This is a genomic window from Amycolatopsis benzoatilytica AK 16/65, from assembly GCF_000383915.1.
Taxonomy (GTDB): domain Bacteria; phylum Actinomycetota; class Actinomycetes; order Mycobacteriales; family Pseudonocardiaceae; genus Amycolatopsis; species Amycolatopsis benzoatilytica.
On record NZ_KB912942.1, the window covers coordinates 2,564,683 to 2,577,571 of the forward strand.

General features: G+C 71.1%; 14 protein-coding genes. 9 read left to right on the forward strand and 5 right to left on the reverse strand.

The window, feature by feature from the left end:
- The first annotated feature begins 20 nt into the window (after positions 1-20).
- The 3 genes from AMYBE_RS0111700 to AMYBE_RS0111710 all read left to right on the forward strand — a co-directional run bounded on the left by AMYBE_RS0111700 (position 21) and on the right by AMYBE_RS0111710 (position 2,621).
- Positions 21-422 carry a hypothetical protein gene (locus AMYBE_RS0111700; protein ID WP_020659560.1) on the forward strand — a complete coding sequence of 134 codons (402 nt, stop codon included), beginning with the start codon at positions 21-23 and terminating at the stop codon, positions 420-422.
- A 176-nt stretch (positions 423-598) separates the two neighbouring features.
- Positions 599-1,525 carry an anti-sigma factor RsbA family regulatory protein gene (locus AMYBE_RS0111705; RefSeq protein WP_020659561.1) on the forward strand — a complete coding sequence of 309 codons (927 nt, stop codon included), beginning with the start codon at positions 599-601 and terminating at the stop codon, positions 1,523-1,525.
- Between the two features lie 97 nt (positions 1,526-1,622).
- Positions 1,623-2,621, forward strand: a complete 999-nt coding sequence (locus AMYBE_RS0111710) for an SDR family oxidoreductase (RefSeq protein ID WP_020659562.1) — start codon at positions 1,623-1,625, stop codon at positions 2,619-2,621.
- A gap of 3 nt (positions 2,622-2,624) precedes the next feature.
- On the opposite strand, the gene AMYBE_RS44800 is transcribed toward AMYBE_RS0111710, so the two are convergent.
- Complete coding sequence (locus AMYBE_RS44800) at positions 2,625-2,795, reverse strand: hypothetical protein (RefSeq protein WP_020659563.1); 171 nt, start codon at positions 2,793-2,795, stop codon at positions 2,625-2,627.
- 99 nt (positions 2,796-2,894) lie between these two features.
- Here AMYBE_RS44800 and AMYBE_RS0111720 point away from each other — a divergent pair, with 99 nt between their 5' ends.
- Genes AMYBE_RS0111720 through AMYBE_RS0111730 form a run of 3 tightly spaced genes read left to right on the forward strand, consistent with a single transcriptional unit; the run spans position 2,895 to position 5,964 of the window.
- Complete coding sequence (locus AMYBE_RS0111720) at positions 2,895-3,335, forward strand: hypothetical protein (protein ID WP_020659564.1); 441 nt, start codon at positions 2,895-2,897, stop codon at positions 3,333-3,335.
- Positions 3,332-4,141 (forward strand): SigB/SigF/SigG family RNA polymerase sigma factor, encoded by an 810-nt coding sequence (locus tag AMYBE_RS41525; RefSeq protein WP_020659565.1) that lies wholly within the window; start codon positions 3,332-3,334, stop codon positions 4,139-4,141. Before AMYBE_RS0111720 ends, AMYBE_RS41525 begins: the two co-directional genes overlap by 4 nt.
- 2 nt (positions 4,142-4,143) lie before the next feature.
- Positions 4,144-5,964, forward strand: coding sequence for a glycoside hydrolase family 15 protein (locus tag AMYBE_RS0111730; RefSeq protein WP_020659566.1), 1,821 nt, complete (start codon positions 4,144-4,146; stop codon positions 5,962-5,964).
- A gap of 33 nt (positions 5,965-5,997) precedes the next feature.
- Here the strand turns inward: AMYBE_RS0111730 and AMYBE_RS0111735 are convergent, their stop codons facing one another.
- On the reverse strand, positions 5,998-6,459 hold the full coding sequence (locus AMYBE_RS0111735; protein WP_020659567.1) for a hypothetical protein: 462 nt from the start codon (positions 6,457-6,459) through the stop codon (positions 5,998-6,000).
- Positions 6,460-6,566: 107 nt separating this feature from the next.
- Here AMYBE_RS0111735 and AMYBE_RS0111740 point away from each other — a divergent pair, with 107 nt between their 5' ends.
- Together AMYBE_RS0111740 and AMYBE_RS0111745 are read left to right on the forward strand one after the other, a co-directional pair.
- The gene (locus AMYBE_RS0111740) at positions 6,567-7,358 is read left to right on the forward strand and encodes a SigB/SigF/SigG family RNA polymerase sigma factor (protein ID WP_020659568.1); all 792 of its coding nucleotides are present in this window, start codon (positions 6,567-6,569) and stop codon (positions 7,356-7,358) included.
- Between the two features lie 14 nt (positions 7,359-7,372).
- Positions 7,373-7,975: a hypothetical protein gene (locus tag AMYBE_RS0111745; RefSeq protein WP_020659569.1), complete on the forward strand. Its 603-nt coding sequence runs from the start codon at positions 7,373-7,375 to the stop codon at positions 7,973-7,975.
- Here AMYBE_RS0111745 and AMYBE_RS0111750 read toward each other — a convergent pair.
- Complete coding sequence (locus AMYBE_RS0111750) at positions 7,972-8,883, reverse strand: universal stress protein (protein ID WP_020659570.1); 912 nt, start codon at positions 8,881-8,883, stop codon at positions 7,972-7,974. The genes AMYBE_RS0111745 and AMYBE_RS0111750 overlap by 4 nt on opposite strands.
- Positions 8,884-8,983: 100 nt before the next feature.
- Between AMYBE_RS0111750 and ku the strand changes: the two genes are divergently transcribed.
- Positions 8,984-9,886, forward strand: a complete 903-nt coding sequence (ku, locus tag AMYBE_RS0111755) for a non-homologous end joining protein Ku (RefSeq protein ID WP_020659571.1) — start codon at positions 8,984-8,986, stop codon at positions 9,884-9,886.
- Between the two features lie 7 nt (positions 9,887-9,893).
- Here the strand turns inward: ku and AMYBE_RS0111760 are convergent, their stop codons facing one another.
- Both AMYBE_RS0111760 and tal read right to left on the reverse strand, forming a co-directional pair.
- Positions 9,894-11,723, reverse strand: coding sequence for a transketolase (locus tag AMYBE_RS0111760; protein ID WP_020659572.1), 1,830 nt, complete (start codon positions 11,721-11,723; stop codon positions 9,894-9,896).
- Entirely contained in the window at positions 11,720-12,838 is a 1,119-nt protein-coding gene (tal, locus tag AMYBE_RS0111765) for a transaldolase (protein ID WP_020659573.1), read from the reverse strand. The genes AMYBE_RS0111760 and tal overlap by 4 nt, the downstream gene beginning before the upstream one ends.
- Positions 12,839-12,889: the final 51 nt, after the last annotated feature.

The following is a 12,889-nucleotide window of genomic DNA, read 5'->3' on the forward strand; positions in this document are numbered from 1 at the left end:
ACCGCGAAGGAGGGAACACAATGGCCGACCCCGACCGGGCCGAATCGGAGACGCTTGTCCCCGCCGAAGCACTGGACGAAGACGACCTGCGGGTCGATCCGCTGGAGGCGGGCATCGAGCCCGCAGAGCGGTGGAGCCCGGCGGTCCGGCACGGCACCACCCCCGCCGAAGCGCGCGAAGGAGAACCGCACGGGCAGCGCCTGGCCCAGGAGCAACCCGACGACCAGCCCGATCCGGTGCCCGAACGCCCGACCGCGGTGACCCCGGCCGCCGACCTGGACGAGTCCGTGGACGCCCTAGCAGCCGACGTCGAACCGGTCGTACCCGCCGACAGCATCCCGCGCCGCCGCGCGGACCCGGATCCCGACGAGCACGCGGACGAAGCCGGCGGCTCGGTCGCGGACGCGCTGCGCACCGAGTAGGGGCCGGGCAACCGGCAAGGTTGACGGCAGATCGCTCCGGCTGACTATCATGCGCGTGCGACGGCGGTGCCGCCTGGCGCGGCTCGGCCGAAGCAAGCGGGAAAGCCGGAGCGCCGTGAGGAAGTGACCGCCATGCTCTCGACCACAATCGAGCGTTGTTTCTGGTCTGAAACTTAATGCCTGCCGGGCGAGCGTTTCTCCATCCGGCGGTTTTCTACCGCGGTGCCGGGGAGTTCCTGTCCGGCACCGTGCCGTTCGTGGAGGGCGCGCTGGCCGCCGCCGAACCGGTCGCGGTCGCGGTGCCACCGGGTAATCTGGGCCTGCTGCGAGAAGAACTGGGCGCCGACGCCGCCCGGGTGCGGATGATCGACATGGTCGAAGAAGGCCGCAATCCCGGCCGCATCATCCCAGGCGTGCTGCGGGCGTTCGCCGACGAGCATCCCGGCCGGCACGTCCGGATCGTCGGCGAGCCGTTGTGGGCGGGCCGGACCAGCGCCGAATATCCCGCCTGCGCGCAGCACGAAGCCCTGATCAACCAGTCTTTCGCGGGTCGGTGGGCGACGATCCTCTGTCCCTACGACACCGGTTCGCTCGGCCAGACGGCGCTCGCGGACGCCGCCCGGACTCATCCATGGCTGATGGACGGAGCCGGAGAATGGCGGACCAGTGCCGGGTACGCACCGGATGAGGTGTTGCGCGACTACAACCGGGAGCTTCCCGCGCCGCCCGCGGCGGACGTGCTGACGGTCGAGGACGGCGACCTCCCGCTGCTGCGCTACGCCGCGGCATCGGTGGCGGTGCGGGCCGGCATCACCGCGGGCCGGCTCGAGGATTTCGTCCTGGTCGCCTCCGAGCTCGCGTCGAACAGCATCGAGCACGGCAGCGGCGCCGCGGTCGTCCGGCTGGCGATCGTGCGGGGCCAGCTGGTGTGCCAGGTCCGCGACAACGGATGGATCGACGATCCGCTCGCCGGGCGGCGGCCCGCGGCGACCGGGCAGGTGCGCGGTCGCGGGCTGCTGCTGGTCAACCACGTCGCCGACCTCGTCCGAATGCACTCGACCCCGGCAGGCTCCACCGTCGAAGCACGGTTCGACTTGTACTGAGCGCCCGCACCGTCCACAACGGACGGCGACGGCCGGTGTTTGCGCGCGGCGCGCCCGGGTACCCGGCAGCGCGAATCCGCACGAGGAAGGGACTTCCATGCCGTCGCAGCGCGTCATCGTCGTGACCGGAGCCAGCGCCGGAGTGGGTCGGGCGGCGGCCCGCGCGTTCGGACGGCAAGGCGAATGCGTCGCATTGCTGGCCCGTGGCGAGAAAGGCCTCGCGGGAGCGGCGAACGAGATCCGCGCCGAGGGCGGCACCGCGCTGGAGATCCCGACCGACGTCGCCGATTACCAGCAGGTCGAAGCGGCCGCGGCGCGCACTGAGCGCGAGCTCGGCCCGATCGACGTCTGGGTCAACGTGGCGTTCAGCTCGGTTTTCGCCCGGTTCGCCGACGTGCGGCCCGAGGAATACCGGCGGGTGACCGAGGTGAGCTACCTGGGCTACGTGCACGGCACGATGGCCGCGCTCTCCCGGATGCGGCCCCGCGACCGCGGGACGATCGTCCAAGTCGGTTCGGCGCTGGCCTACCGCGGGATCCCGCTGCAAAGCGCCTACTGCGGAGCCAAACACGCCATCCAGGGCTTCACCGAATCGCTGCGCTGCGAACTCCTCCACGAGCACAGCCGCGTCCGCATCACGATGGTGCAGTTGCCTGCCGTCAACACGCCGCAGTTCACCTGGCTTCGGTCTCGGCTGCCCGAGCACGCCCAGCCGGTTCCGCCGATTTACCAGCCAGAGACAGCGGCCCGGGCGATCGTGCACGCCGCCGCCCATCCCCGCCGGCGCGAGTACTGGGTCGGCGCCAGCACGGCGGCCACGCTCCTCGCGAACGCGGTCGCGCCCGGCCTCCTCGACCGCTACCTGGCCCGCACCGGGATCGCCTCGCAGCAGACCGGCGAGCCGCAGCCGCACCAGGCGGGAAACCTCTGGGAACCGGCGGATCGCGAAACCGGCCACGACTACGGCGCGCACGGCGAGTTCGACCGGCGCGCGAGGTTCGGCGGGGTTCAGCCGGCGCTGAGCCGCCACCACGGAGCGGTCGCGCTCGCCCTGCTCGCCGGCGGGGCGGCGGCCCTCGGCCGCCGGTTCCGCTGAGCGTCACGCGGGCGGCCAAGTTTCGTCGTCATCGTCGTCCGCCGCGCGGCGCTGCTGTTCGGCGACGTCGGCTGGGTCGGCCTCGACGGTGTCGAGATCCGGTTCCGGCTCCTCCTCGTCCTCCGGGCGTTGCTGCTCGGCCAGGTCGTTCTCAGGGATCTGATCTCCGGGCACGGTCCTCCTTACCATGGTCGCGCGCCTGGTTACCCGCGTTCCGCGGCCGGCAAACCTGGCCGCGCCCATGATTGGCGATCCGCCGGATCGGGTAGTGAGATGTACGTGGATCACTGCGTGCGCCCCAATCCGGACGCGGTGCCAGCGTCCGAGCCCCCGGTGGAGTTGCGCCTGCCGGCGGACCGGAACCTGCTGTTCCTCGCCCGCCTGGTGGCCGAGGGCATCGCCGGCACCGCGGAGTTCAGCCTCGACGACATCGCGGACCTGCGGATGGCGGTCGAGGAAGCGGTCGTCGCGCTGGCGGTCCGCGCGGACGACGGCGCGGTGCTCGACTGCGCGTTCCGCACCGCCGGCCGGATCACGATCACGGTCGCCACGTCGTCCTCGGCGATGCAGCCGCCCGGCCCGGACGAGGTCGGCTGGCACGTCCTGCGCGCGCTGACCGATTCCGTCGCCGCCTGGGCCGAGCCCGGCAACGGGCGGCACGGGTGGCGGTTGTACCTCGAGTTCACCAAGGAGCCCAGGACAGGAGGACCATGAATACCGTCGTTCGACCCCATACCGACGGCTACGCGCACTGCGCGCCGTGGTTCGACGAGCTGAGTGCCCTGCCAGAGCACGACGAGGGACGGGAACGGCTGCGCCGCAAGCTCATCGAGGAACACCTCCCGCTCGCCGAACACATCGCGCAGCGATACGCCGGCCGCGGCGAACCGCACGACGACCTCGTCCAGGTGGCCAGGCTCGGCCTGATCAAGGCGGTCGACCGGTTCGACCCGGACCGCGGCGGCGAGTTCCTGTCTTTCGCGGTGCCGACAGTGATGGGCGAAGTCCGGCGCCACTTCCGCGACACCGGCTGGTCGCTGCGCGTGCCGCGGCGGCTCAAGGAACTGCACCTGGCGGTCGCCCAGGCGACCGCGGCCCTCACCCAGCGGACCGGGCACGCGCCCACCGCGCGCGAACTCGCCGAGTACCTGCAAGTCGGCCTCGACGAAGTGACCGAAGCGTTGGCCGCCGGCCACGCGTATCAAACGAATTCGCTGGACTGGCCGCACGGCGACGAACCGGACTCCGCATCACTGGCCGACCTGCTCGGCGAGGACGACGTCGAGTTCGAGCGAGCCGAGATCCACGAAGCGCTCCGGCCGATGCTGCGGGAGCTGCCCCCGCGCGAACGGGCGATCCTCGCGATGCGCTTCTTCGAGAACATGACCCAGTCGAAGATCGCCGAACGGGTCGGCCTCTCGCAGATGCACGTCTCCCGCCTGCTTGCCCAGACCCTCGCGAAACTCCGCGAGATGCTGGAGGACAACCCCAGCGCGGCGTCCGCCGAATCGGAACACTGACCGTGCCCGCGCCAATCGAGGACTACGCGCTGCTGGGTGACTTGCACACCGCGGCCCTGGTGTCGCGCAGCGGTGCGATCGACTGGCTGTGCCTGCCCCGCTTCGATTCCCCCGCCTGCTTCTCCGCGCTCCTGCACGACGAAAGCGCGGGCACCTGGCAGCTCGCCCCCGCCGGTGCCGGCCAGGCGACCCGTCGCGCCTACCGCGGCCATTCTCTCGTGCTGGCCCAGGAGTGGGACACCGGCCAGGGTGCCGTACGGGTGCTCGACTTCATGCCGCCGCGCACCGGTTCCGCCGCTGTCGTCCGGATCGTCGAAGGCATCGACGGGCGGGTTCCGATGCGGATGAGCTTGCGGCCGCGGTTCGGCTACGGTTCCATCCGGCCGTGGATTCGCCCCGAGGAACGCGGGTTCGAAGCGGTCGCCGGCCCGGACGCGGTCTGGCTGGACACGACGGTTCCGCTGACGCACCGGGGTTGCGCGACGTACGCCGAGTTCGACGTGCGTACCGGGGAACGATTCTCGTTCGTGCTCGCCTACCGCCCCTCCCACCTTCCCCGCCCCGAGCCGGTCGACGCCGGCGATGCGTTGGCGGACACCGAAAAGTTCTGGGCGGACTGGATCGGCCGCTGCCGCTACCGGGGCCGCTGGCCCGACGCGGTCCGGCGGGCGCTGATCACGTTGAAGGCCCTCACCTACGAACCGACCGGCGGGATCCTGGCCGCCCCCACGACATCGCTGCCGGAAGAGCTCGGCGGCGAACGCAACTGGGACTACCGCTACTGCTGGTTGCGCGACGCGACGTTCGCGCTTCAAGCGCTCGTCGGCACCGGATACGCCGACGAAGCCCGTGCATGGCGCGAATGGCTGGTCCGCGCCGTCGCCGGCGACCCGGCCGACCTCCAGGTCCTGTACCGGCTCGACGGCGCCCGCCGCGTGCCCGAGTCCACACTGGACTGGCTCGCCGGCTATCGCGGTTCCGCCCCGGTCCGCATCGGCAACGCGGCGGCCGGCCAGGTGCAGCTCGACGTCTGGGGCGAAGTCCTCGACGGCCTGCACCTCGTCCGCGAAGCCGGCCTGTCGGTGACGCACCCGGCCTGGGATCTGCAGCGCGGGTTGCTCGACTTCCTCGAAGGCCACTGGGACCAGCCCGACCACAGTCTTTGGGAGGTCCGCGGCAAACCGCAGCACTTCGTGCATTCGAAGGTGATGGCCTGGGCCGGCGCGGACCGGGCAGTGCGCACAGTGGAACGCCATCGACTCGACGGTCCGGTCAGCCGGTGGCGTGCGCTGCGCGACCGCATTCATGCCGAAGTCTGCCAAGAGGGCTACGACGTGGACCGCGGCACCTTCACCCAGTTCTACGGGTCTCGCGGCCTGGACGCGGCCCTGCTGCTGATGCCGCGCGTCGGGTTCCTGCCCAGCGACGATCCGCGGATCCGCGGCACCGTCCTCGCGGTCCGGGATGCGCTGTCCGAGGACGGGTTCGTGCGTCGCTACGGCCCGGACGCGGACGGCGGGCGTGAATTGCGCGGGAGCGAAGGTGCATTCCTTCCGTGCAGCTTCTGGCTGGCTGACGGGCTGCACGGCATCGGCCGGCGCGACGAAGCGCGCGAGATCTTCGAACGGATGCTGGCGGTGCGCAACGACGTCGGATTGCTGAGCGAGGAATACGACGTCGCTGCCGGGCGGCAGCTCGGGAACATGCCGCAAGCGTTCAGCATGGTCGGTTTGGTCAACACCGCCCGCCTTCTCGACGGCGCGGAAACCGCCACCCATGCGACCGGCGCCCAGCAAGCACTGCGGCAGCGAGGAGAGCCGTGACACCGGTGCGGCGCCACGGCTCTCGCGCTCGGATCACGGTGCCGTGTAAGGCGAACGGTTCTCCAGCGACGGGCTCACGTCGGGACGCTGTCCTTCCTGGCCCGGCACCGGTGTCACCGTCACGCCGTCCGGACGGCGCAGCGGCAGCCCGCCGCGCCGGATGAACTCCTCGGTCTCGCGCTCGCCGCGCATCCGGGCGAGCGCGGCCACAGTGACCGCGTGCGCGAGCGCGAGGACCAGCAGCAGCACCCCGAGCCGTCCGACGACACCCGGCAGATCGCTGCCTCCGACGTCGATCGTCGAGATCAGGGCCAGCACGCCCAGCGTCGCGAGATAGAACAGGACCGTCACCAGCCGCGCCATCGACGCCGCCGCGGCCGGGTTGCCGTCGATGTTCCCGAGGTACCGCTTGCCGCTGCGGTAGATCACCTGGCCGTCCAGCAGAACCAGTGCGATTCCGACGGCCAGAAACGACAGGTACGCGTTGAAGGTCATGCCCGGCGCTCCTTTCTGGGTACTCCTACCGGCTACCCGGCCGCCCGCTCGCGGCAAACCCGGCCCGGCGATGATTGACCGGCCGCCGCAGCGGGGACCCTCTGAGCATGAAGACTTCCGCTCGACCCCACACCGACGGTTACGAACACTGCGCCGGATGGTTCGACGAGCTGAACGCACTGCCCGCCGACGCGCGGGGACCGCGCGAGCGCCTGCGTCGCAAACTGATCGAAGAGCACCTGCCGCTCGCCGAGCACATCGCGCAGCGGTTCGGCGGCCGCGGCGAACCGCGCGACGACCTCGTGCAGGTCGCCCGGCTCGGCCTGGTCAAGGCGGTGGACCGGTTCGACCCCGGCCGCACCGCCGATTTCCTGTCGTTCGCGGTGCCGACGGTGATGGGCGAGGTCCGCCGCTACTTCCGGGACGCGGGCTGGTCGTTGCGTGTACCGCGGCACCTGCAGGAACTCCACCTCGCGGTGGCTCGGGCCACTGGCACGCTCTCGCAGCGGCTCGGCCACCCGCCCACTGCCGGCGACCTGGCCGAGCATCTCGGCCTCGACGCCGGCGAAGTGGCCGAGGCGCTCGTGGCCGGCCAGGCCTATCAGGCCGGTTCGCTCGACTCGGAGCTGCTCGCCGAACCGGACGCCTCGACACTCGGCGAGGTACTCGGCGAGGACGACATCGAGTTCGAACGAGCCGAGATCCACGAGGCGCTGCGGCCGGTCTTGCGCCAGCTGCCCGAACGCGAACGGTCGATCATCGCGATGCGCTTCTTCGGGAACATGACGCAGTCGAAGATCGCCGAACGCGTCGGGCTGTCCCAGATGCATGTCTCCCGGCTGCTTTCCCAGACGCTGGAGCAGCTTCGTAAGCTGCTGGACCAGCCGGTGCCCGGCTGAGAGGGAGGCGAACGATGGGCAGAGCGGACGAACTCCTCTCCGAGTACGGCACGACCTACGCCGCCGAAGCCGGGATCAAGCTGTCCGACAAACCCCAGCCGCTGTACCGGCTTCTCGTCCTCACCACGTTGCTGTCCACCCGGATCAGCGCCCGCCTTGCGGTCGCCGCGGCGCGCGAACTGTCGCAAGCCGGCTGGCGGTCCCCCGCCGCGATGCGGGCTTCCACCTGGCAGGAGCGGGTCGACGCGCTCGGCCGGGCGCATTACGTCCGGTACGACGAGAGCACCGCTCAGCACCTCGGCGAGGGCGCGGAGTTCATCCGGGACCGCTACCACGACGACCTGCGCCGGATGGCGGACGCCGCCGAAGCGGATCCCCGACGCCTGGAGAAGCTTCTCGCCGAGTTCCCCCGGATCGGCCCCACCGGCGCGCAGATCTTCTGCCGCGAAGCGCAAGCGGTCTGGCCGTGGCTGCGCCCGTACTTCGACCGGCGCGCGCTGGACGGGGCGGAGAAGGCCGGGCTCCCGAGTGATCCCGAGCAGCTGGCGAAGCTGGTGCCGGGCGACGAGCTGGCCCGGCTGGCGGCCGCGCTGGTCCGGCGCAGTTTTCAGCGCTAGCTCGGGTACTCCTGGACGTCTTCGCGGACGATCGCCACCGGGCACGGCGCGTGGTAGGCCATCGCGTGGCTCACCGAGCCAAGGAAAGCACCGCTCAGCGCACCTCGTCCGTGCCCGCCGACCACCAGCAGCGCCGCGCCCTCGGCGTGTTCCAGCAGGACCACCGCGGCGCGGCCGAGGCCGATCTCCCGCTGCACCACGACGTCCGGGTACCGCTCGGCCAGGCCGGTCAGCGACTCCGCCAGCAGCCGTTCACCCCGCTCCCGCACGGTGGGCCAGCCCTCGTCGCCCGGCCCGACCGGTTCGAGCAGGTCGTCCACCGGATCCGTCCAGGCGTGCACTGCTTGCAGCGGGCAGCCGTGCCGATCCGCGAAGTCGAAGGCGAACCGGACCGCCGCGATGCTGGCGGCGGACCCGTCCACCCCGACGACCACCCTCCGCGCGTCCGGCTCGGCGCCCCGGACCACGACGACCGGGCGGGCGCTGGTGTGCACCACCTGGGCGGCCGTGGACCCCAGCAGCAGCCGGGGCAGCCCACGCCGGCCGGAGGCGCCGACCACGATCAGGTCCGCTTGCTTGCCGGCGTCGGCCAGTTCCCAGCTCGCCCGTCCGACCCGGACGTGCGTGCGCACCGCCAGGCTCGGATGCTGTTCCCGCAGCACAGCCGCGACGCCGGCGAGTTCCTTCTCCGCGTAGTCCACATACGCCTGGCCCTCGAGCATCTCCCCGGCGCTCGGCGCGACCGTCCCCGGGACGAAATCCAGGTTCGGCATCGGTGCCGGCACCGCCCGCACGACGACCAGTCGCGTGCCCCGCGCCTGCGCCTCCGCGGCCGCCCAGTCAATCGCCCGGCGGGCCCCGTCGGACCCGTCGTCGCCGACCACCACCCCCGTTTCCGCCTCGTCCATCGCCGATCCCCTTCCGCTGCCGGAACTCCGCGGCCTGGGTACCCGGTTCCCGCGCCGGGCAACCGGGTACCCGGCACGGACGGCGAAAGGAGGACGGCCGATGCGTCCGGTGTGGCAAGGAGCCCTGTCGTTCGGGCTGGTCAACGTCCCGGTCCGGCTCTACAAAGCGGTCGAGGACCACGCGGTGCACTTCACCCAGTTCCAGCGCGGCACCCGCGACCGGATCCGCTACCGGCGGGTCAACGAACGCACTGGCGACGAGGTGCGCTACGACGACATCGTCCGCGGCCGGGAGGTCGGCGGCGACGAGTACGTGCTGGTCGAGCAGCAGGAACTGGACGAGATCGCGCCAGGCCGCTCCCGGTCGCTGGAAGTGGAAAGCTTCGTCGACCTCGCCGAGGTGGACCCGGTGTACTTCGATCGCGCGTACTGGCTTGCCCCGGCGAAGGAAGACGCCCAGCGGCCGTATGCCTTGCTGCTCGACGCGCTGGCGCACCGCGACAAGGCCGCGGTCGCGAAGTTCGTCTTGCACGGCCGCGAGCACCTCGCGCTGGCCCGGGCCGGGGACGGCGTGATCGTGCTCAACACGCTGCACTACGCCGCCGAAGTCCGCGATCCCGCCCAGGGCGTGCCGCAACTGCCGGTGGACGCCAAAACGAACCAGAAGGAACTCGACCTGGCGGTCCGGCTGATCGACGCGATGACCGAGCCGTGGCGGCCCGAGGACTTCCACGACACCTACCGCGAGCGGGTCGACGAACTCATCGCCGCCAAGAAGGCCGGGAACACCGTCACGCCCGCCGCGGCACCGGAAGAGCCGACGAAGGTGACCGACCTGATGGAGGCGCTGGCCAAGAGCGTGCGCGGCAGCCGCCGGCCGCGCACGCCGGACCTTTCTTCCCTGTCGAAGGCGGATCTTCAGAAGCTGGCGAAGGAACGGGACGTCAAGGGCCGGTCCAAGATGTCCCGCAGAGACCTCGAAACCGCGTTGAAGGCGTCCTGACCGGCGTTCAGCCGGCCAGGAGCTTCTTCGCCGTCGCCGCGATGGACTCCGCGTCGATCCCCGCGGCGCGGAGCAGTTCGGCCGGCGTCCCCGAGGTCGGCATCTCCCGGACGGCGAGCTTGTGCACCGGGACCGAACGGCTCGCCAGTGCGTCGAGCACGGCGTCGCCAAGGCCGCCTTCCGGCCAATGGTCTTCGACGGTCAGCACCAGCCGGGTCTCCGCGCCCGCTTCCCGCACCGCGGCGGTGTCGATCGGCTTGATCGAGTAGCAGTCCAGCACCCGAGCCGAAATTCCGTCCTGGGCGAGGAGATCGGCCGCGTGCACAGCTTCGTCCACAGTGGTCCCGCAGCCGATCAGCGTCACGTCGTCCTGATCGCTCGAGCGCACCAGGCGGCTGCCTCCGATGCGCACCGTCTCGTCCGGGCGGGTGCGGACCGGGGTCTTGCCTCGCAACGTCCGGAGGTAGGAGATGCCGGGCTGATCGGCCATCTGCGCGACGAGCTGCGCGGTCTGGTTCGCGTCCGAAGGATACAGCACGGTGCTGCCGTGCACGGCGCGCAGCGCGGCGAGGTCTTCCAGCGCCATCTGGGACGGGCCGTCGGCGCCGATCGCCACTCCGGCGTGCGATCCGGACAGGCACAGGTCCGCCCGGGAAATCGCGGCCATCCGAACGAAGTCGTAAGCCCGCGACAGGAACGCGGCGAAGGTCGAGGCGAACGGGGTCCAGCCGCGCGCTTGCATCCCCACCGCGGCGGCGACCAGCTGCTGCTCGGCGATGTACATCTCGAAGTACCGCCCGGGATGCGCCTTGGCGAACAGATCGCTGTGCGTCGAGTTCGACACCTCGCCGTCGAGTGCCACGATGTCCCCGCGGCCGCTGCCGAGCGCGGTCAGCGCCTCGCCGTACGCCTCGCGCGTCGCGACCTCCTCGCCGACGTCCCACGACGGCATGCTCAACGCGCCGGACGGGAACTGCGGCACAGGCGGGGAAGTGTCCGGCGTCGCCACCGACACCGTCAGGTTCCGGCGGCCGCCCAGCTCGGCGATCGCTTCCTCGGGATCCTCCAACGGCTTGCCGTGTTTGCCCGGCAAGTCCTCCACGGCCGCGACGCCCTTGCCCTTCTTGGTCTTGGCGAACAGGACCGTCGGCTTTCCGGTGGTCCGCTCGGCATCCGCGTACGCCGCCTCGATCGCGTCGACGTCGTGCCCGTCCACGGTGATCGCGTGCCAGCCGAACGCGCGCGCCCGCGCGGCATAGGTGTCCAGGTCCCAGGCGACCATCGTCTCGGTGGTCTGGCCCAGCCGGTTCACGTCGACGATCACGGTCAGGTTGTCCAGCCCGTAGTGCGCCGCGTGCTCGAACGCTTCCCAGATCGAACCCTCGGCCATCTCCGAGTCGCCGCACAGCACCCACACCCGGTACGGCAGCCGGTCGAGGAGCTTCCCGGCAAGCGCCAGCCCGACGCCGATGGGCAGGCCCTGCCCGAGCGAGCCGGTGGCCACGTCGGTCGGCGGGATCCTCGGGGTCGGATGGCCTTCCAGCCTGCTGCCGAACTTCCGGTAGGTGCGGAACTCGTCCTCGTCGATCGCGCCGGCCGCCCGCAGCATCGAGTAGTACAGCGGCGAGGCATGTCCCTTGGAGAAGACCAGATGGTCGTTGTGCGGGTCCGCGGGGTGCGCGTAGTCCAGCCGCAGATGCCCGTCGAGCAGGACGGCCATCAGGTCGGCCGCCGACATCGACGACGTCGGGTGACCCGACCCGGCTTCGCTGCTCACCCGGATCGAATCGACCCGCAGCTGCTGGCCGAGCGCACGGCGGAAATCGGTCGCGATCATGCGCCTGCCCCCTGCCCCGCGAGCAGCTGCCCGCGTTTCCGCTCGATCCCGTCGAGCAGTTCGGCGAAGGAGGTCCGGAACTTCTCCACGCCTTGGCGTTCCAGCAACGCGACGATCCCGTCGTAGTCGATCCCGGCGGCCTGGAACCGCTCGATCGTTTCGCGGGCCGATCCGGTTTCCCGGTCCAGCGTCATGCCGACCCGTCCGTGCTCCAGGAACGCTTCGGCGGTCGAGGGCGGCATGGTGTCCACCGTGCCCGGGCCGATCAGCTGCTCCACGTACTCGACGTCGCGGCGGTCCTCGTCCTTCATCGACGTTGACGCCCACAGGCACCACTGCGGATGCGCCCCGGCCCGGTGCAGGTCCGTCCATTCCGGACCGGAGAAGACCTGCTGGCACGTCTGGTAAGCCAGTCGCGCGTTCGCCACCGCCAGGGTTCCGCGCAAAGCGGCCGGACCGCCCGCCTCGGCCAGTCTGCGATCGGCCTCCGCGTCCACTCGGGACACGAAGAACGACGCGACCGAAGCCACCGTGGAGAGGTCGCCGCCCGCGGCGAGGAACCGCCGCAGGCCGCGCAGGTAAGCTTCGGCTGCCTGCCGGTGCCGCTCGAGCGAGAACAGCAGCGTCACGTTCACCGGGATTCCATGCGCGATCGTTTCCTCGATCGCCGCCAGCCCGGCCTCCGTGCCCGGGATCTTGACCATCAGATTCGGCCGGTCCACGAGTGCGCGCAGACGCCTGGCCTCCGCGACAGTGGCACCGGCGTCGTCCGCGAAGCGCGGGTCGACTTCGAGCGACACCCAGCCGTCTCGGCCGGTGCGGCTCAAGTCGAAAGCCGGCCGCAGCACGTCGCACGCTTCGCGCACGTCCTCGGCGGCCAACGCCAGGAAGACTTCCTTCGGCTCGGTCTCGGTGCGAAACAGCTCGCGCAGCCGGTCGTCGTAGGCGTCGCCGCCGGTGATCGCGTCCCGGAAGATCGTCGGGTTGGACGTCACGCCCAGAACGCCGGCGCGCATCAGCCGGGCCAGCTCGCCGTCTCGGACGAACGGACGGGCCAGATAGTCGACCCACGGGCTCTGGCCGTATCCGAACAGTTGCTGCAATGTGGTTTGCATGCGGGCTCCCCTCAGCGCGGTTCGGGCGGGACGGGCGGTTCCGGAGCGGGC